Below are 20020 nucleotides of genomic sequence, written 5' to 3'. Positions count from 1 at the left end.
TGGCCCAACCCGCGAACCTCTTGGCAGGCGGGCGCAGAGTTGGCATCAGCTTCTTGCATGCCAGCAAAGCTGCATGGCAGAGATCGAGGACAGATGCTGGTCACCCAAGGCGCATTGCCGGATGAAATCACCGATCTCTCGTCCGGCTACCGGCGCGTGCCGGCCGGCAAGATCATCAATGCGGTAACGTGGATGGAAGCGCGCGCCCCTATGCCTGACCTCGCGCAGCCGCTGGCAATGACCCGGATCACCAAGCCCGACAGTGCCGACTACCGCGCGATCTTCCTCGAGATCGGCGCTCCCTGGCTGTGGGATGGCGCCGCCGAAATGTCGGATGCCGAAATATCAGCGCATTTCGCCGACCCTCACCAGCATGTCTATTACGGCCATGATGAAAGCGGCGACCATGTCGGCATGGTCGAATTCTGCGTGGCCGACGACAACGAGGTCGAGATCACCTATTTCGGCCTGTTCCCCACCTTGCCCGGCAGGGGCCTTGGCAAGCGGCTGATGGCCGGCGCGCTTGATCAGGCATGGCGTCTCAGCCCCCGCCGCATCTGGCTGCACACCAGCAGCATCGATCATCACAGCGTCATCGGGTTCTACAGGGCTTGCGGGTTCGAGCCCTATGCGGCCGGTTTCGAAATCACGGACGACCCCCGGATCAAGGGAACCCTGCCGCGCGATGCGGCCCCGCAGATCCCGTTGATCGAGACGGAATGGGTGCCCGGCGCCAGATGAGACCGTCTTCGCAACCCGCCAGCCAGGCATCGCCGCACCATCGCCGGTGGGTGCGGCGCGAAAGCATCCTGTCGAGGCTGGGGCGGCATGTCGATACGCGCATCGTGCTGTTCGCCGCGCCCGCCGGCTTCGGCAAGTCGACGACGATGGCGCAGTGGGCCGCGGAAGTCGCGCGCCATGGCCGGTTGACCGCATGGCTCTCCTGCGAGGCGACGGACAATGACGAAGGCACCTTCCTGTCGCATCTGGTGGGGGCGCTGCGCCATCTCGTCCAGAACCCGGCCGAACTCGACCTTGCCTTCCAGTCGAGCCCGATCCCGCAGCTCGATGTCGTGCTGGCAGCACTGGTGGCGGGTTTTGCGGCGCGTGATGCCGAGATCACCCTGTTCTTCGACGACTACCACGCCATCGAAGCGCCGGCGGTGAAGCGCTTCATGGAGCGCCTGACCCGGCAGGCACCAGCCAACGTCGCCTTCGTCATCGGCTCGCGCAACCTGCCTGATCTGCAGCTCGGCAAGCTCAGGGTGCTGGGCGACGTTTTCGAAATCGGCCCGGACGATCTGCGCTTCGCCTCGTCCGAAGCGGAATCCTTCTTCAACGACAAGCTGGGCCTCAGCGTCAGCAGCGGCACTGTGGAGGCCTTGTGCTCGCGGACCGAGGGCTGGGCCGCCGGCCTGCAACTCGCTTCGCTGTCGCTCAGTGCCGCGCACGCACCGGAAACCGTCATCGGAAATTTCACCGGCGCCAACCGCAACGTCGCCGACTTCCTGATGGGCGAAGTCTTCCTCGGGCTGCCGCCGGCGCTGGCGAAATTCCTGCTCTACAGTTCGATTTTCGAGCGCTTCAGCGCCGAGGCGTGCCGGGCCGTCTTGCGCGCGGCGGACGCCGAGGCTGATATCACCGAGATCGAGACCCGCAATCTGTTCCTCGTGCCGCTCGACGAGGAGCGGCGCTGGTTCCGCTATCATCATCTGTTCCACGACTTCCTCAGCCGTGAAATGGAGCGGCGCGAACCGGAGATGATCGCACCGCTGCATCTGGCCGCAGCCGAATGGTTTGGCGAACGCAAGATGCTGACCGAAGCGATCGGACATGCGCTCGCCGCCGGCGACCAGGCCCGCGCGGCGGTGTTCGTCGAGAACAATGCGCTCGAACTGATCGCCCAGTGCCAGCTGCTATACGTACGCCAATTGCTGGCACTGCTGCCCCGGAAACTGGTCGACCAGCGCATTCGGCTGCAACTCGTCGTGTTGTGGCTGGCGGTGCACTCAAGCCAGCCCGAGATCGCCCAGCAGACGCTCGCCAATGCGCGCAAGCTCGTCGAGACCGGGCCGGCCGACGGCAAGGATCCGGGTACGCTGACCGGCACCACGATCGAGGCCGAAATCGTGGTCCTCGATGCCGCTGTGTACAGCACGCTGGAGCAGTTCGAGGACGCGCGCGACACAGCATTGGCCGCGCTGCGCATCATCGCTCCCGATGCCTGGTTCATGGAAGGTGCGACCGCCAATGTCATCGGCTACAATCTCTACGCGCTGGGCGACCTCGAGGGCGCCTGGGCGGCGGTCGACGCGGCGCGCAAGGCGCATGAGCGAAGCGGCAGCCTGCTCGGCGTCACCATCGCCAATTGCTATATGGCGGTCATCGAGCGCTCGGCCGGCCGCCTGCCCGCCGCCGAAAAGCTGCTGCGCAACACGATCATCGAGGCCAGGACGCGGATCGGCGCGAACTCCTACGCCGAGGCGCTTGCCGGAACGCTGCTGGCCGAACTCGCCTACGAGACCAACGCATCCGGCGAGGCGCTGACGCTGGTCGAGAATCTCGGGCCGCTGATCGAGGGCGCCGCGGTCATCGTCTATCCCTTGGCCAGCGTGCCGACCTATGCCCGTGTGCTGCAGCTGACCGGTCGCGGCGACGTGGCATTGGATATGCTGGAACGCGTCTACCAGCGTGTGCGCGGCTCCGTCTACCGCCGCCTCGCTTCGGTGCTGGTGCATGATCGCATCCGGCTGCTGCTCGACCAGAACCGCGTCGCCGAGGCGCGCGCGCTGCTGAGCGAGCATCGCCGTGAAAGCGCTGAAACCGCCCCTACAGTCGCCAACGAGTTCGAGTTCTTCGCCGAAGGCCGGCTGCTGACGGCGGAGAAATCCTACGCGGCGGCCGCAGAACTTTTCGACACGTTGCTGGAGCGAACGAAAAGCAGCGGGCGCATGCGCCGCCACATACTGGCGCTGATCCTGCGCGCCAAGAATGCCGGCCAGGACCAGCGCGAAGCCGATCGCCATCTTCTCGAAGCCTTGCGCCTTGCCCAGCCTTCCGGCTTCATCCGCTCCTTCGTCGATGAGGGCAGGCCTGTTGTCGAGGGGTTGATGCGGCTGCGTGCGGCGCAGGCAAAGACCGACCCTGCGCTGTCGGCCTATGCCACGCGCATCATCGATGCCGCGCAGACCATGCCCGTGGCGACGCGCAAGACCGCCGCCCCAGCCGAGAAGGAACAGCTCACCCGGCGCGAGTCCGAACTGCTGCGCTGCCTGTCGGAAGGCATGTCCAACAGGGATATCGCGGTTGCGCTGTCGGTGAGCGAGACCACGGTGAAATGGCATTTGAAGAACATTTTCGGCAAGCTCTCGGTATCGAACCGCGTCCAGGCCGTGCGCGCCGCGCAGGCCGCCGCAGACCTCCGTCCCCCTCCGAAAGGAGGGGTGTAGACATCCGGCACAGCCCCTTCTTTAGGGTCGGGCCGTGGGATCGTTAGCCTGCTAGCCTCCTCCGGATTGTAGAGGACGCTGCTTATGGCGACAGGTTACGTTTTTCACGAACAGCTGATGTGGCATGACACCGGCTCCAGCGCCGACATGATGCCTCCCGGCCGTTTCGTGGAACCCGGACGGCACCTGGAATCGCCGGGATCGAAGCGCCGGCTGAACAACCTCATCCAGGTCAGCGGCCTGTCGCGCCATCTGGTGCCGATTCTTGCCGAGCCGGTGACGGTCGAGGACCTGCTGCGCGTGCACACGCAGCGCCATGTCGACGACATCCGCATGCTCAGCGAACGCGGCTCCGGTTTCGCCGGACCGCAGGCGCCGATCGGCCTCAACAGCTTCGACATCGCGCTGTTGTCCGCCGGCACCACCTATGCGGCGATGCGCGCGGTGCTAACCGGCCGCGTCGACAATGCCTATGCGCTGGCGCGCCCGCCCGGGCACCATGCCGAGCCCGACCAGGCGATGGGCAACTGCCTGTTCTCCAACATCGGCGTCTCCGTGCGCCGGCTGCAGCATGAAGGCCTGCTCGGCCGCGCGGCGATAGTCGACTGGGACGTGCATCACGGCAATGGCACCGAGACGGTGTTTTATTCCGACCCCTCGGTGCTGACCATTTCCCTGCATCAGGACAATCTCTATCCGACCGGGCGCGGCGCGCTGGCCGACAATGGCAAGGGCGACGGCGAAGGCTACAACATCAACATCCCGCTGCCGGCCGGCAGCGGCACCGGCGCTTACGAGGCAACCTTCGACCGCGTCGTCGCCCCGGCGCTGCGCGCCTTCAAGCCGGACCTCGTCATCGTCGCGTCGGGTTTCGATGCCTCGGGCTTTGATCCGCTCGGCCGCATGATGCTCAACAGCGAATGCTTCCGGCGCCTTGCCGCGCGCCTGGTGGCGCTGGCCGCCGAGACATCGAACGGCCGCCTGATGATGAGCCATGAAGGCGGCTACTCCGAAGGTTATGTGCCGTTCTGCGGCCACGCCGTCATCGAGACGCTGGCCAATCACCGCACCGAAGTGGTCGACCCGCTGTCGGACCATATCGACGAATGGGCCGGGCAGGACTTGCAGCCGCATCAGGCTCAAGTGATCGACGCCGCCGAAGGCCTGCTCACCGGCCTGCGCCAACGCCTCGCAAGCGCTGCCTGACGCGATGGATTTTCTGATCACCACGCTCCTCAACGCGCTGACGCTGATCAGCATCCTGATGCTGGTCGGGCTCGGGCTGGCGATCAGCTTCGGCCTGATGAACGTGACCAATCTGGCGCATGGCGAGTTCGTCACGGTCGGCGCCTTCGCGGTCTATTTCGTCCAGAGCATCGGCGGGTCGTTCTGGCTGGGGCTGGCCGCCGCGCCCATCGCCGGCGCCGTGGTCGGCTGCATCCTGGAATTCGCCATCATCCGCCATCTCTATTCGCGGCCGGTTTCGACGGTGCTTGCCACCTGGGGCGTCAGCCTGATCCTGCAGCAAGGGCTGGAACTGACCTTCGGGCTCGGCGCCAAGCCGGTGACACCACCGATCGAGGGCACGCTCGACCTGTTCTTCACCGTCTATCCCGCCTACCGGCTGATCCTGATCGCCATTGCCATGCTGACCTTGTTCGGCGTCGTCCTGCTGATCAACCGGACATCGTTCGGGCTCGATATCCGCACCGTCATCCAGAACCGCGAGATGGCCGAGGGCGTCGGCATCAACACGCGGCGCACCTACGCCATCGCCTTCACCTTCGGCGCGGCCATCGCCGGGCTCGCCGGCGGGCTGGTCGCGCCGCTGGCGATCGTGCTGCCGCAGATGGGAGTGAACTACCTCGCCAACGCCTTCTTCGTCGTCATTGTCGGCGGCGTCGGTTCGATCGGTGGCCTTGTTGCCGGCAGCGTCTTCGTCGGCGGGCTGACCAGTGTGCTCAACTACCAGATCTCGCCGTCGCTGGCGCAAGCGATCGTGTTGCTCGCGGCCATCGTCGCTGTGCGGCTACGGCCCAACGGCCTGTTCAACGGGGCGTCACGATGATCGCCCGCGACCGCAACTGGCTGCTGATCTTCGCCGTCTGCGCAGCACTCGCTGTCATCTATCCCCTTTTCGCCGATGGCTATCAGCTGACGGTGATCCGCGACGCGCTGATCTTCGGCCTGTTCGCGGCGAGCCTCGACTTCTTCTGGGGCCGCACCGGCATTCTGTGTTTCGGCCACGCCGCCTTCTTCGGCATTGGCGGCTACATCATGGCGCTGGTCACGCTCAACGACGCGATCCCCTTCGGCAGCCTGCTCGGCATCATGGGCGCGGTGGCCGGTGCGGCCTTCGTCGCCGCCATCATCGGCTACTTCCTGTTCTTCGGCGGCATTCGCGGCAGCTATTTCACCATCGTCACGCTGGCGATGGGCGTCATCTGCCAGCAAGCCGCCGTCTCCTGGAGTTCGGTCACCGGCGGCGACAGCGGCCTGATCGGCATCCCGCCGATCGAATTCGATGTTGGCGGCACGCATGTCGATCTCAGCCAGGATCTGCCCTCCTACATCTTCGTCGCGGCCATCGTCGCGGTGGTCGTGCTGGCGCTGTGGTCGATCAGCCGTGGCCGCTGGGGCACGGTGCTGACCGCCATCCAGGACAATGAAGTCCGGGCGGCGGCGCTCGGCCACAACGCCCCACTGCGGCTGCTCGTCACCTTCGTCGTTTCGGCGGCGATCGCCGGGCTTGCCGGCGCGCTCTATGTCTGCATGGCCGGGCTGGTGGCGCCCGACCTCTCCGGACTGCTGCTGTCGACGGAAGTCATCGTCTGGGTGGCGGTCGGCGGGCGCGGTACGCTGCTCGGTCCGGTGCTCGGCGCGATCTTCATCCAGCGTGCGCAGCAGACGATCTCAAGCTTCAACCCGAGCCTGTGGCCGCTGCTGCTCGGCTGTGTCTTCGTGATCATCGTCTTCGTGCTGCCCGACGGCATCCTGTCGATCTACGCGCGGCTGAAGAGCCTGTTCAAAGGCCGGAGACACGCGCAATGAGCGATGTCCTGCTCCAGGCCGAGAATGTCGGCATCCGCTTTGGCGGGCTGCAGGCGCTGGAAGGGTTGAACCTGACCGTGCGCGACAAGGAGCTCTGCTGCATCATCGGGCCGAACGGCGCCGGCAAGAGCACCTTTCTCAACGTGCTGACCGGCACGCTGCGCCCGACCAGCGGCAGCGTGCGCTTCCTCGGCCATGACATTGCCGGTCTGCCGCTGCACCGCATCGCCCGGCTCGGCATAGCCCGAAAATTCCAGATCCCGTCGGTCTTTCCGAGCCTCTCGGTGGAGGACAACCTCAAGGTGGCACGGTGGGGCGTGGCGTCTCCGGTTCGGCCGGTCGGTGAGTTGCTGGAACTGGTCGCGCTTGGTAACCGCGCGACCACGTTGGCCGGCGAACTCGCGCATGGCCAGAAGCAATGGCTGGAGATCGGCATGGCGCTGGCGATCGAGCCGAGGCTGTTGCTGCTCGACGAGCCGACCGCCGGCATGACGCCGCAGGAGACACTGGCGACCGCCGAGATGCTGCTGCGGCTCAAGGGCGAATTCTCGATCGTCGCCGTCGAACACGACATCCGTTTCGTGCGGGCGCTGAATTGCGAGACGCTGGTGCTGCATCAGGGGCGCCGGCTGCGCAGTGGTCCTTTCCATGACATCGAGACCGACGAAATGGTCCGCGACGTCTATCTGGGGAGGCGCTGACCATGCTGCGGACATTGGCGGTCTCGGCCGGCTACGGCCTGCTCCCGGTGCTGAACGGCATCGACCTCAGCGTGGCATCAGGCGAAGTCGTCGGCCTGCTCGGCCGCAACGGCGCCGGCAAGACGACGCTGCTGCGGGTCATCGCCGGCGGCTTGAAGGCAAGCGGCGGCGCGGTGGTTCTGGGCGACCAGGACCTTACCAATGCGCCGGCCTTCCGCCGCGCGCGGGCGGGGATCGCCCATGTGCCGCAGGGGCGCGGCATCTTCAACCAGCTGACCGTGAGGCAGAACCTGGAAGTCGGCACGCGTGCCGCAAGGGATCGCGGCGACGGCGGCATTCCTGACGACATCTTCGGCTATTTTCCGATTCTGCGCGAACGCGAGGCGCAAATCGCCGGCACGCTCTCGGGCGGCCAGCAGCAGATGCTGGCGATCGGCCGCGCGCTGTGCGGCCTGCCATTGGTGCTGCTGCTCGACGAGCCCTCGGAAGGCATCCAGCCGAACATCGTGCAGTCGATCGCCGAATTGGTGCCGCGCATCGCCCGCGAGCGCGGCATCGCGATCGTTCTGGTCGAGCAGAATCTCGATCTCGTTCTCAAGGCGGCGGACCGCTGCCTGGTGATGGAGAAGGGCAGGATCGTGCACGAAGGCACGCCGGAGGCGTTCGCCGACGAGAGCCTGCTCAAGGATTTGTTGGCCCTATAAGGCGCGCTGAAGCGCGCCTGGGACCTCTTGGCTTTGTAAGGCGTGCATGGGGCGCGCCTGAACTGGAAGGGAACATAACAATGATAAGCAGAAGAACGATCCTCAAATCCGGCGGCGCTGCCGCTGCCTTCGCCATGGTCGGCGCGCCGTCAATCCTGCGCGCCGCCGACACCGTCAAGGTCGGCCTGTCGATCCCGATCACCGGGTTGCAGGCGATCCTCGGCGAGACGCTGCTCAATTGCTACAAGCTCGCCGCCGCCGAACTCAACGCCGCCAACGGCATTGGCGGCCGCCAGGTCGAATTGTTCATCGAGGACAACCAGACCACGACCAAGGGCGCCATCGACAAGGCGCGCAAGCTCCTCAACGAAGACAAGGTCGACGTGGTCATGGGCACGATCATTTCGCCCGAGCGCAGCGCGACGCTGTCGGTGACGTCGAAGGCCAAGAAGCTGTTTTTCTACCCGACCAATTTCGAGGGCGGCGAATGCAACCGCTACTTCGTCGCCACCGGCCCGATCCCGATGCAGCAGGTCGACCCGATGATGCCGTGGGTGGCCGAAAACCTCGGCAAGACGATCTATGTCATGGCTTCGGACTATGCCTGGCCGCAGAAGATGACAGAGGCGATCACGGCGGCCTATGAGAAGGCCGGCGGCAAGATCATCGGCGCCGACTATTATCCGTTCGGCACCACGGATTTCGGCCCGGCCTTCCAGAAGATCAAGTCGCTGAAGCCTGATGTCGTGTGGTCGATGGTGGTCGGCAATGACGCCGTCACGCAGCTCAAGCAGTATCGCTCTTTCGACATCAAGCAGCCGCTGATCGCGCCGCTCGACGAGGTCTTCAACAAGGACGCGCTGCCGCCCGGCGTCGCCGCCGGCACCTACGCGCCGCAGCCCTACTGGATGGCACTCGACAATCCGGTCAACAAGAAGTTCATCGCGAGCTTCCGCGAAAAATTCGGCCAGGAGAAGATGGTCAACGGCATCGGCGAAGCCGGCTATAACGGCCTGCATCTCTACGCGCTGGCCGCCGAGAAGGCCGGATCGCTGAAAGACGACGATGTGCTCAAGGCGCTGCCGACGATCGAGTTCGACGCGCCGCAAGGCAAGATCCGTGTCGATGCCACAAACAACCACACGCTCTGCCATTCCTATGTCGGCAAGGCGGCGGCGGACGGCATCAGCTACGAGATCGTCAAGGATTTCGGCACCATCGCGCCGGTCACGCCTTACTGCAAGGTGTAGGCCTGCGCACTCAACCAATCCTGACGGCGGCGTTGCCGCTGCCGTCAGGGCGTCTGCGGCGCCGGCAACCGCTCACGCAATTCGTCGACAAGCACCCTGGTGTTTTCGGAATAGTCGATGGGCACGACGACGAGATGGACGCCGCCGCCGGTGAACGCCTGTTCCAGCGCCGGCCGCAACTCGGCGATCGCATCAACCCTCGTCCCTTTGGCACCGTACGCCTCGGCGTATTTGACGAAATCGGGATTGCCGAAGGTCATGCCGAAATCCGGGAATTCGTCGACCGCCTGCTTCCAGCGGATCATGCCATAGGCGTGGTCTTCGAGCAGCAATACGACGAGGTTGAGCTTGAGCCTGACGGCGGTTTCCAGTTCCTGGCTGTTCATCATGAAGCCGCCATCGCCGCAGATCGCCATGACACGGCGCTGCGGATAAAGCAGTGCCGCCATCATCGCCGATGGCAGGCCGGCACCCATGGTGGCCAGTGCATTGTCGAGCAGCAGCGTGTTTGCCATGCGTGTGCGGTAGTTGCGCGCGAACCAGATCTTGTACATGCCGTTGTCGAGGGCGAGGATTCCGTCCGCCGGCATAACGGCGCGCACGTCATGCACGATGCGCTGCGGCGTGAAACGATCTTCGGTGGCGCGCGCTGCGATCCGGCTCAAAATGCCTTCGCGCAGCGGCAGCAGGGCCTGCGCGTTGGGGATCTTGCCCTCGATGCGGTCGGCCAGCAGCGCCAGCGAAGGGCCGAGGTCGCCGACGATTTCGGCTTGCGGGAAATAGACCTGCTCCACATCGGCTGTTTGATAGCCGACATGGATGACCTTCGGCCCGTTGGCGCCCATGATGAAGGGCGGCTTCTCGACCGTGTCGTGGCCGATGGTGATGATCAGATCGGCCTGTTCTATCGCCTCGTGCACATAGTCGCGCTCCGAAAGGGCTGCCGTTCCCATGTAGAGCTCGGTGCCGCCGGGCACGGTACCCTTGCCCATCTGCGTGGTGAAATAGGGAATTTGCGTGCGCAGCACGAACTGGGCGACATCGGGGGTCACGCGCGGCCGCGACGCCGCCGCGCCGAACATCAGCAGCGGACGCTTCGCCTCTAGGATCATACGGGCGGCGCGATCGAGCGCGCCGGGGCTGGCCAGCGGCAGTTCGACCGGATGCGTCGGCACCAGTGCGATCGGCTCGCACTCCGCAGCCGCGATATCTTCCGGCAGTTCCAGATGCACGGGGCCGGGACGCTCTTCCTGGGCGACACGGAAAGCTTCGCGCACCAGCGAGGGGATCATCTTCGGCGAGACGATCTGGCGCGACAGCTTGGTCAGCGGCTTCATCGCCGCGACGATGTCGACGATCTGGAAGCGCGCCTGCCGCGATGACAGGATGCCTTTCTGGCCGGTGATCATGATCATCGGCATCGCGCCGAGCAGCGCATAGGCCGAACCGGTCGTCAGGTTGAGCGCGCCGGGGCCAAGCGTGGTGATGCACACGCCTGCCTTGCCGGTGAGCCTGCCATAGGTGGCGGCCATGAAGGCCGCCGCCTGTTCGTGGCGGGTCAGGATCAGCTGGATCGACGAGCGGCGGATGGATTCGACGATGTCGAGATTTTCCTCGCCCGGAATGCCGAAAATCCGGTCGACCCCTTCATTCTCGAGGGCCGCAACGAACAGATCCGAACCTTTGGTCATGAACCGCCTCTCCTGCAATGCGCATATTCCGCCTTCATATGGCATTGGAAAGTGGCGCCTCAAAGAGCGCAAGCTTGCTCTGTTGGCAATCAGGCCTTCAATTTCGGCAAGGCGGCCGCCAGAGCGTCGACGGCGAGCCGCACCTTGAGCGGCAGATGCGGCGTCTGCAGCCAAAGGGCGTGGCAGTCGTAGGGATAGCGCGGCTGGTCCGGCAACAGCGTCACCAGCGCGCCGGCTCGAATGCGCTCGCGAACCAGCCACCAGGGCAGCCACGCCAGACCCATACCTTCGACCGCTGCGTCGGCGATGGCATCGAGATCGTCGAGCCGCAGCCTGCCGCTGGGCATGATCTCCTGTGTAGGTTGCCCGTCGCGCGGGAAGAGCCACGGCTGAACCACCTGACCGAGCCGGCGATAGACAATGGCGTGATGGTCGACGAGATCTTCGATCCGCCGCGGTTCACCATGAATTCTGAGATAGGAGGGCGCGGCGCAGACAACCATGTCCTGGCGCGCAACGCGGCGCGCGATCACGCCAGCCTTGTCGATGAGATCGCCGGTCCGGATAGCAAGGTCAAAGCCATCCTCGGCGAGATCGGCGAAGCGGTCGCTGAGCGACAGGTCGAGTTCCAGCATCGGATATTGCCGCGCCAGGTGCAGCAGCACGGGGGCGACGCAGTGGCGGCCGAAATGCGCCGGCATGGTGAGGCGCAGTTTCCCGCGCGGTTCGGAAAACTGGTCGGCAGCGAGCGCATCGGCGGCTTCGGCCTCGGCCAGCACCACCCGGCAGCGTTCATAATAGGCGCGGCCGAAGTCTGTCAGGCTCTGGCGGCGCGTGGTGCGGTTGATGAGACGCACGCCGAGCCGCTCCTCGAGAAAGCGGACATGCTTGCCAACCATCGGTCCGGACAGGTCGAGCGCGAGGGCCGCAGCCGCAAACGAGCCGAGGTCGACCGCCCTGACGAACACCGCCATGCTCTCGAGCCGATCCAAATTCGGAACTCCTGGTTTCTACTGCTTTATCTGAACAGCCATTTATCCCGGAGATCCTTGGCTGCATAGGTCATTCGGTTGAAATGATTTGGAGTATCCCGAATGACCCGTATCGTCCGCTTCCACCAGCATGGTGGTCCCGAGGTTCTGCGCATCGAGGACGTTGACCCCCCTCTACCCGGTCCGGGCGAGGTTCAAATCCGGGTCAAGGCACTCGGCCTCAATCGCGCCGAGGCGCTGCTGCGTTCGGGCGCTTACATTGAAACACCCGCCCTGCCCTCAGGGCTTGGTCTCGAGGCAGCGGGCGTTGTCGAGGCGGTGGGCGACGGCGTGAAGGATTTCGCACCGGGCGATGCGGTCAGTGTCATTCCGCCGCAATCGATGATCCGCTGGCCGGCTTACGGCGAGTTGGTCACCTATCCGGCCGGGCTCATCGTCAAGCATCCGCCATCGCTCGACTGGCAGACGGCGGCAGCCATCTGGATGCAGTATCTCACCGCCTATGGCGCGCTGATCGACATCGCCAAACTGAGCAGTGGAGATGCCGTCGTCATTACGGCGGCCTCAAGCAGCGTCGGGCTTGCGGCGATCCAGATCGCCAACAGCATCGGCGCGACGGCGATCGCGGTGACGCGGACACCAGCCAAGAAGCAGGCCCTGCTCGACGCCGGAGCGGCACATGTCGTGGTCTTGGCCGAAGAGGATCTGGCGGCGCGGCTGAACGAGATCTCTGGATCGCAAGGCGTGCGCGTCGTGTTCGATGCAGTCGGCGGCCCGATCTTCGGGCCACTGACGGCTGCGATGTCAAAGGGCGGCATTCTGATCGAATATGGCGGCCTCAGCAGCGAGCCGACACCATTCCCTTTGGCTGCTGTGTTGGGCAAGACGCTGACGCTGCGTGGCTACCTTGTCCACGAGATCACCGGCGATCCGGCGAAGCTGGAAGCCGCCAAGGCGTCCATCCTCGAAGGCCTGGAGATGGGCACGCTGAGGCCGATCATCGACCGGAGCTTTGGCTTCGACCAGATCGTCGAGGCGCACCGCTATCTCGAATCGAACGAACAGTTCGGCAAGATCGTCGTGACGGTCTGAGATCGTGGTGAAGGTCTGAGATCGTGGTGACGGTCTGAGATCGTGGTGACGGTCTGAGCGACGGCGAACTAATCATCCTTGCCGGCACTATCGCCCTTGAAGGTCCGGCTCCGCATTCCTACCTGTCTGATGCGGGCCGGGCCCCTCTGACGATCGCTTCTGTGATTGTGATGTCGGACCGCTTTAACGGGCCCGTTTTCCATCCTTTTCGGTCAAGCGGGCTCATTCCTTTCGGTTGGAGCCCCGTATGACAACTTCTCTCCTTGGTCTGGTTTGCCCCTCCTGCCGCGTCGCGCTCACAATGAGCGAACGCCAGGGTATCGAGATCGATTATTGTCCACAGTGCCGCGGCGTCTGGCTTGATCGAGGCGAACTCGACAAGATCATCGAGCGCTCCGGCAAGGAGGCGTCGCCCGCGCCGCAGCCGACAGCGTTTTCCCAGCCGCAGCAAGGCCAGGGCCGCGACGACGATTATTCCCGCTCGCACGGCCACCGCTATCCGAAGCGGAAGAAATCATTCTTCGAAGAATTGTTCGATTGACCGCATGACGCCCGGTAACCCGGGCCGGCATTGCTGAAAATTTCCAAGAAACACACCGATAAAGGCCAACCCCGATGATGTCTCGCACAAGCCGATTTGCCACCATCTTTGCAGGACTGTTCCTGGCATTCTCCATGGTCGCGATCGATCATGCCGAGGCTCGGCGCGGCGGCAGCTTCGGCAGTCGCGGCACGCGCACGTTCCAGTCGGCGCCGCCGACCAGGACCGCACCAGCGCCGACCGCTCCGGTCGAGCGTTCGATGACGCCCAACACCGGTGTGAACTCTGCCGCCCGGCAGCCGCAGGCCGGCCCGCAAAGACCCGGCTTCATGAGCGGCTTCGGCGGAACGATGATGCGCGGTCTGCTGATCGGTGGCCTGATCGGGCTGCTCTTGGGCCAGGGTTTTGGCGGCCTGGCCGGCATGTTCGGTTTCCTGCTTCAGGCCCTGCTCATCGGCGGCGCGATCATGCTGGCCATCCGCTTCTTCCGGTCGCAATCGGCGCGAGGCCCTGCGCCTGCGCTCGCCGGTGCCGGCAACGCCCAGGCGTCGATATTTGAGAACCGCACTGCGGCACAGCAGCAAACTACGGGCTCGTTCGCAATTCCCGGCTTTGGCGGTGGTTCGGGCGGAGGCTCTGCGACCGCCGGTTCCGAGGAGATCACGCTGGCCCAGACCGATCTCGATGCCTTCCAGCAACTGTTGACCGACGTCCAGGAAGCCTTCGGGCGCGAAGACCATGCTGCGCTCCGCCGGGCGACGACGCCCGAGATGGTGTCCTATCTCTCGGAAGAGCTAGCCGACAACGCCCAGAAAGGTCTCAAGAACGAGGTCTCCGATATCAGTTTGCTGCAGGCCGACGTCGCGGAAAGCTGGCGCGAGGATGACCGCGACTACGCCACGGCCGCGTTGCGCTACGAGTCTCGTGACGTGATGCGCGAACGGGCCACCAACAAGGTCGTCGAAGGCGACGAAGATCAGCCGACGGAGACGACCGAGCTGTGGACATTCATGCGTGAGAATGGCTCGAACTGGAAGCTCTCGGCCATACAGCAGGCTTGAGACCCGGCCAGTTTGTCCGAGGATAGCTGCTGGCGGTTCAGCGCACGATCCTGACGCACATTGGCGTGCCGATCTCGATGGCGCTTCCGGTGTCGGTCAGCATGCCGCTCGCCGCGTCGCGCGCGAAGATCGAGATGCGATCGGCGTTCTGGTTGGCCGAGAACAGATGACCGCCCGACGGCGTCAGCGCCAGATTGCGCGGCGTCGCACCACCGCATGGGGCATAGCCGACGAGGCTTAGCGCACCGGTCTGCTGGTCGACCGCCATGATGACGACGCTGTCATGGCCACGGTTGGAGCCGTAGACAAAACGGCCATCCGGCGAAATCTGGATGTCTGCGCAATGATTGCTGTCGCGCGCCTCGGCCGGCACCGCCGGCTTGGCGTCGATGATCGACAGCTTGCCGGAGGCTTCGTCCAGCGCCAACGACACGACGGTCGAATCCAGTTCGTTCATGACAAAGACGAAGCGCCCGTTCGGATGCAGTGCAAGATGGCGCGGACCCGCACCTGGCGTCAGTGCGGATTCTGCAACCTTTGTCAGGCTGCCATCCTTCTCGATCCGGTACGACACTAGCCGGTCGATGCCGAGATCGGCGACGACAGCCATTCCACCGCCAATGGTTTCGGTGACGCTGTGCGCATGCGAGCGCTCCTGCCGCGCCGCGTTCGGGCCCGTGCCCATGTGAGAAACGCTGGCCAGCGGCGCCGACAAGGCACCATCCTTCTCGAAACCATACACGGCCACGGCGCGGTCCGGACCACCCTCGCCCATGCCGTAATTGGCAACCAGCAGTTTCGTCCCATCGCGGGTGATGGTGTTGTGGGCGGTGATACTGCCAAGTGATGGCTGTTTGTTCAGATAGGTGAGCATGCTCGAACCACGATCGAAGCTGTAAGCCGAGACTGTGCCCTCGCGCCAGGCAAACACTTCCGAATTGGCGTAGATACGCGAACCATCCGATGTCACCGACAGGAAGGTCGGATTGTCGACGTCATTGGTCTCGGCCAATTTCCGGGTTTCGAGCGTTGCTTCGTCAAAACTGTAGACGCTGAGGCCTACGCCGCGCGCGCCCTGAAAATAAGGCGCCTCCCGGTTCAGGCTGCCGACAAACACCAGACAATCCTTGCTCATCATTTCCTCCCCTGCCCGCTTGCGCCTGAGCGCACGGGACCGGCCAAAATTTCGCCTGTCCTCGCTTGCAACGCAACCCCATATGTGAAAATACTATTTACAAAAGAAGATTGACGGGAGGAGACGTCGTGCAATCAGGCGCCTTGACGCGCGTTCTAACGGCTGCCCGGACCCTCCCGCGAGAGCGACAGAACCAGCCATGAACGACTTCGCACCCACTGTCGGCGTCGCCTCGACGTATCCCAGGAACATGCCAGCCGATCACGCCGCGCTGCCGGTTTGGAATGCCGAGAACTGGTTCTACGAGGACTGGCCGGTCGGCCAGAAAATCCGCTCGTTGCGGCGCACGATGGCGGAAGGCGATAGCCACCTTTTCAACACGCTGGTGCTCGACATCCACCCCTATGTGCAGGACCAGATGTTTGCCGAGAGCGAAGGCATTTTCGGCAAGCGGCTGATCGCCGGAGCCTTTGTCTTTTCGGCGGGCCTCGGGCTGGTCGCCACCAACTGCGTCAACGCCTTTTCCTATGGCTATGACAAGCTGCGCTTCATAAAGCCTGTCTTCATTGGCGACACGATCTATTCGATCCGCTCCAACCTCGACAAGAAGCCGCGCTACAAGGAAATGGGGCTGATCCGCGCCAGCTACGAAGTGTTCAAGGGCGAAGGCGAGCTCGTCCTCTATTGCGAGCATCTGCAGACGGTGAAGTACCGCAACCCGGCCGATTTCGTCGGCAAGACGGAGAAATAGAGATGCCGGCGCCAGCCGAATTGCCGCTTGCCGGTCTTGTCGTCGTCGACATGAGCCAGTTCCTGTCCGGGCCTTATTGCTCACTCAGGCTGCTCGATCTCGGCGCCCGTGTCATCAAGATCGAACGCCCAGATGGCGGCGACCTGTCGCGCCGGCTCTATCTCAGCGACACCGAGATCGGCGGCGATTCCACGATTTTCCACGCCATCAACCGCGCCAAGGAAAGCTTTGCCATCGACCTCAAGAACGAGGCCGATCTCCAGGCGCTGCGCGGCCTGTTGGTCAAGGCCGACGTGCTGATCCAGAATTTTCGGCCCGGCGTCATCGAACGGCTGGGCCTCGACTATGAGGCCGTGCGCAAGATCAACCCGCGGCTCGTCTATGCCTCGATCAGCGGCTATGGCGAAGACGGCCCGTGGGTCAAGCGGCCTGGGCAGGATCTGTTGGCGCAATCGCGCTCCGGCGTGATGTGGCTGAACGGCGATGAGGACCAGGGACCGGTGCCATTCGGGCTCGCCATTGGCGACATGCTGGCGGGTGCGGCCTGCGCGCAAGGCATTCTGGCGGCGCTCGTCCGGCGCGGCATTACCGGCCGGGGCAGCCATATCGAAACCAGCCTGCTGGAGGCGCTGGTCGACTTCCAGTTCGAGGTGCTGACCACCCATCTCAATGATGGCCGTCGCTTGCCCAGGCGCTCCAATTTCCGCAGCGCGCATGCCTATCTCTCCGCGCCTTACGGCGTCTATCCGGCCAAGGATGGCTACCTCGCCATCGCCATGACGCCGATCCCCAAACTTGCCGACCTGCTCTCGCTGAGCGAGTTGGCACCCTATCGCGACAAGCCTGCATCGTGGTTCACCGCGCGCGACGATATCAAGGCGATCATCGCGCAGAGGATTGCGACGAAGACCATCGATGAATGGCTGGCCATACTGGAACCCGCCGACATCTGGTGCGCCAAGGTGCTGACCTGGCCGGAAATGCTGGCCAGCGAGGGTTTTCAGTCGCTCGACATGCTGCAGACAGTGACGCGGGAGGACGACGTCTCGATCCTCACCACCAGTTCGCCGCTCCGGGTCGATGGGATCAGGGCCAAGGTCGATCGCGCTGCACCACGGATCGGCGAGCACAGTGCCGCGATCCGCGCGGAGTTCGGCTTGTGACCACGCTCAAGGGCATGACCTGGAGCCATCCGCGCGGCTACGATCCGATGGTCGCCTGCTCGGCGCTGTGGCAGCAGAAAGCCGGTGTCGCCATCGCATGGGACAAGCGCTCGCTGCAGGATTTCGAATCGTTCCCCGTCGAGGAACTGGCGCGCGCCTATGATTTGATCGTTATCGATCATCCGCATGTCGGGCAGATCACTGCGGAAAGCTGTCTTGCGCCACTGGATATCGCCGGCCGCGAGGCGGAACGTACCGCGCTCGCCTCGGGCAGCGTCGGCCAATCCTATCCGAGCTACAACTGGCAGGGACGGCAATGGGCCTTCCCGATCGATGCGGCCAGCCAAGTTTTGGCGTGGCGCCCGGATGCGCTAGAGACACCGCCGGCGCGTTGGAGCGATGTGCTCGATCTCGCCCGGCAAGGCCGCGTGCTGTTGCCGCTGCGGCCGCCGCATGTGTTGATGGTGTTCTACACGCTTGCCGGCAATCTCGGTTATCCCTGCGCCACCGAACCGTCCCGCGATCTCATCGATGTCCAGACCGGCAGCCAAGTCTTCGAAGCGATGCGCGAGATCGCAGCACTGGTCGACCCGGCCTGCTTCGAGATGGATCCGATCGCTGTTTCCGAACGGATGGCGGAGGCTGGCTCCCAGATCGTCTGCGCGCCGCTGATCTATGGCTATGTCTCCTATGCGATATCAGGGTTTCGCGCGCACCGCCTAGCCTTTGCCGACATTCCGACCATCGGCTCCAACGGTCCAATCGGCTCGGCGCTTGGCGGCACCGGCATAGCCGTGTCGGCTTTTTCCGGGGCAAAAGATGCCGCGATCGATTTTGCCTATTGGGTCGCCAGCGGCGATGTCCAGCGCGGTCCCTATGCCGCTGCCGGCGGACAGCCCGGCCACGCGGCTGCCTGGGAAGACCAGAGCGTCAACGCCGCGACCGGCAATTTCTATCGTGACACGCGCGCGACGCTGCAGGGCGCATGGGTGCGGCCGCGCCATGACGGCTACATGGCGTTCCAGCAGGCGGCGTCCGACCGCATCCTTTCCGGCATGACCTCCGGGCACAAAGCCGCCCAGGTCGTTGCCGATCTCATCAGCCTGTTACGGGAGAGTTCTCCGGTGCAGGTGTCCGGCGCTGCCGGTGGAGGAGCCTGAACGAAACCGAACGGAGGAGATCAAGATGACAAGAATGATAAGCGGCCTTATGGCCGCAACCGCCTTTGTATCCATCACGACAATTGCCTATGCCCAGGATGTGCAAGGCGTCATCGGCGGGCTGCCGACCGAACTCAAGGCGCAGTATGACGGCGCGCCGCAAAAGGTGCTGCCTTCTGCCTGGGACAATTTCACCCCGCCGCCGAAGCCTTGGAAATGGTGCCACTCGGAATCCTACCAGGGCAATCCGTGGCGCGTGACGGTCACCAAGGAGTTGAAACGTCTGGTCGACGGATTGATCGCCGACGGCACGGTGTCCAGCTTCGAAGTGTCTGACTCCAACAACGATGCCAGCCAGCAGATCAACCAGATCCGCGCCTTCATCGACAAGAAATGCTCGATCATCACCTCGATCCCTGGCTCGGCGACGGCGCTCGACGATGCGATCGATGCCGCCGCCAAGGCCGGCATTCCCTTCATCACCGCGGCCGGCTCGGTGACCAGCCCGAACGCCATCAATGTCGATTCCAACTATGCGCGCTGGGGCTATGACATGATGACAGCGATCGGCAAGGCACAGCCGGACGGCGCCAGCATCCTGCTGGTCGAAGGCATTGCCGGTCATCCAATCGTGGTGCAGGAACGCCAGGGTGCGGACAAGGCGTTGGTTGAAAATCCCAAGCTGAAGATTTCGCGCAACGTCAATGGCAACTGGACCGCGAACGTCACCAAGACCGTCGTGCTGCAGGCGATCGCCACCAATCCGGCGCCGATCGATGCGGTGTGGACGACCGGCAGTGAGAGCCGCGTCGTCGCCGAGGCCTTCGCCGAAGCCGGCCGGCCGGCGCCGCTGATCACCGGCTCGATCACCGGTGACGCGCTCGGCTATTGGAAGGCCAACCCCGACAAATACCGCTTCGAAGGCCACGCCGTGCTGCCGCACTGGACCGCCGAGACACTGTTCCGCGTCGGCGAGCGCATGCTTGACGGCCAGAAGCCAAAGCTGAACACGCTGCTGATCCCGATCCCACCGGTGCACAGCGCCGATCTCGGCCAATGGTACAAGGACTGCATGACGACGGATGCCGTCTCGATCTTCCCCATCCCGCCCAAGGATCCGATGCCGGAGGAATGGCTCGACGCCTATTTCTCCAATCCGGCGCCGACCAAGGGCTGGGATTATGCGAAGGTACCGGACGCCTGCGCGAAGTGACACCATCGACAGACCCAGCAAGCCGGCTCCTTTCGGGGAGCCGGCTTGCCAGCTTCGAAACACGGC

Annotated in this window: 18 protein-coding genes; 15 read left to right on the top strand and 3 right to left on the bottom strand. The window is 64.2% G+C overall.

The genetic code is table 11. The features are described from left to right. Positions 1-93: 93 nt before the first annotated feature. From AC1DX4_RS14550 to AC1DX4_RS14515, 8 genes are all read left to right on the top strand, one after another. Positions 94-741 (top strand): GNAT family N-acetyltransferase, encoded by a 648-nt coding sequence (locus AC1DX4_RS14550; RefSeq protein ID WP_477220958.1) that lies wholly within the window; start codon positions 94-96, stop codon positions 739-741. Then, complete coding sequence (locus AC1DX4_RS14545) at positions 738-3449, top strand: winged helix-turn-helix domain-containing protein (RefSeq protein ID WP_477220957.1); 2712 nt, start codon at positions 738-740, stop codon at positions 3447-3449. Before AC1DX4_RS14550 ends, AC1DX4_RS14545 begins: the two co-directional genes overlap by 4 nt. 84 nt (positions 3450-3533) lie before the next feature. Next, a complete protein-coding gene (locus AC1DX4_RS14540) occupies positions 3534-4655 on the top strand; it encodes a class II histone deacetylase (RefSeq protein ID WP_477220956.1) in 1122 nt (373 codons plus the stop codon). Between the two features lie 4 nt (positions 4656-4659). Next, entirely contained in the window at positions 4660-5517 is an 858-nt protein-coding gene (gene urtB / locus AC1DX4_RS14535; RefSeq protein ID WP_477220955.1) for an urea ABC transporter permease subunit UrtB, read from the top strand. Further along, on the top strand, positions 5514-6500 hold the full coding sequence (locus tag AC1DX4_RS14530; RefSeq protein WP_477220954.1) for a branched-chain amino acid ABC transporter permease: 987 nt from the start codon (positions 5514-5516) through the stop codon (positions 6498-6500). The genes urtB and AC1DX4_RS14530 overlap by 4 nt, the downstream gene beginning before the upstream one ends. Beyond that, positions 6497-7201 (top strand): ATP-binding cassette domain-containing protein, encoded by a 705-nt coding sequence (locus AC1DX4_RS14525; RefSeq protein WP_477220953.1) that lies wholly within the window; start codon positions 6497-6499, stop codon positions 7199-7201. Before AC1DX4_RS14530 ends, AC1DX4_RS14525 begins: the two co-directional genes overlap by 4 nt. 2 nt (positions 7202-7203) lie before the next feature. Then, a complete protein-coding gene (locus AC1DX4_RS14520) occupies positions 7204-7905 on the top strand; it encodes an ABC transporter ATP-binding protein (protein ID WP_477220952.1) in 702 nt (233 codons plus the stop codon). 80 nt (positions 7906-7985) lie between these two features. Beyond that, positions 7986-9155, top strand: a complete 1170-nt coding sequence (locus AC1DX4_RS14515; RefSeq protein WP_477220951.1) for a substrate-binding protein — start codon at positions 7986-7988, stop codon at positions 9153-9155. Between the two features lie 44 nt (positions 9156-9199). Here the strand turns inward: AC1DX4_RS14515 and AC1DX4_RS14510 are convergent, their stop codons facing one another. Further along, positions 9200-10846, bottom strand: coding sequence for an acetolactate synthase large subunit (locus tag AC1DX4_RS14510; protein ID WP_477220950.1), 1647 nt, complete (start codon positions 10844-10846; stop codon positions 9200-9202). A gap of 89 nt (positions 10847-10935) precedes the next feature. Then, positions 10936-11838, bottom strand: coding sequence for a LysR family transcriptional regulator (locus AC1DX4_RS14505; protein WP_477220949.1), 903 nt, complete (start codon positions 11836-11838; stop codon positions 10936-10938). A 102-nt stretch (positions 11839-11940) separates the two neighbouring features. Between AC1DX4_RS14505 and AC1DX4_RS14500 the strand changes: the two genes are divergently transcribed. From AC1DX4_RS14500 to AC1DX4_RS14490, 3 genes are all read left to right on the top strand, one after another. After that, positions 11941-12930 carry a zinc-dependent alcohol dehydrogenase family protein gene (locus AC1DX4_RS14500; protein ID WP_477220948.1) on the top strand — a complete coding sequence of 330 codons (990 nt, stop codon included), beginning with the start codon at positions 11941-11943 and terminating at the stop codon, positions 12928-12930. A gap of 247 nt (positions 12931-13177) precedes the next feature. Next, complete coding sequence (locus AC1DX4_RS14495; RefSeq protein ID WP_477220947.1) at positions 13178-13471, top strand: TFIIB-type zinc ribbon-containing protein; 294 nt, start codon at positions 13178-13180, stop codon at positions 13469-13471. A 74-nt stretch (positions 13472-13545) separates the two neighbouring features. Beyond that, positions 13546-14532 (top strand): Tim44 domain-containing protein, encoded by a 987-nt coding sequence (locus tag AC1DX4_RS14490; protein WP_477220946.1) that lies wholly within the window; start codon positions 13546-13548, stop codon positions 14530-14532. A gap of 37 nt (positions 14533-14569) precedes the next feature. Here AC1DX4_RS14490 and AC1DX4_RS14485 read toward each other — a convergent pair whose 3' ends face one another. Further along, entirely contained in the window at positions 14570-15667 is a 1098-nt protein-coding gene (locus AC1DX4_RS14485) for a lactonase family protein (protein ID WP_477220945.1), read from the bottom strand. Between the two features lie 199 nt (positions 15668-15866). On the opposite strand from AC1DX4_RS14485, the gene AC1DX4_RS14480 reads away from it, so the two are divergent. From AC1DX4_RS14480 to AC1DX4_RS14465, 4 genes are read left to right on the top strand one after another with little or no spacing between them, the layout of a single operon-like run. Beyond that, positions 15867-16418, top strand: coding sequence for a MaoC family dehydratase (locus AC1DX4_RS14480; protein WP_027041169.1), 552 nt, complete (start codon positions 15867-15869; stop codon positions 16416-16418). A 2-nt stretch (positions 16419-16420) separates the two neighbouring features. Further along, positions 16421-17581 carry a CaiB/BaiF CoA transferase family protein gene (locus AC1DX4_RS14475; protein ID WP_027041168.1) on the top strand — a complete coding sequence of 387 codons (1161 nt, stop codon included), beginning with the start codon at positions 16421-16423 and terminating at the stop codon, positions 17579-17581. A 14-nt stretch (positions 17582-17595) separates the two neighbouring features. Then, entirely contained in the window at positions 17596-18741 is a 1146-nt protein-coding gene (locus AC1DX4_RS14470) for an extracellular solute-binding protein (RefSeq protein WP_477221095.1), read from the top strand. Between the two features lie 25 nt (positions 18742-18766). Beyond that, positions 18767-19954, top strand: coding sequence for an ABC transporter substrate-binding protein (locus AC1DX4_RS14465; protein WP_027041166.1), 1188 nt, complete (start codon positions 18767-18769; stop codon positions 19952-19954). Positions 19955-20020: the final 66 nt, after the last annotated feature.

Source organism: Mesorhizobium sp. P3_A8 (assembly GCF_056402995.1).
The sequence above is the reverse complement of the archived record's forward strand: the minus strand, read 5'-3'. Positions and strand labels throughout refer to the sequence as shown.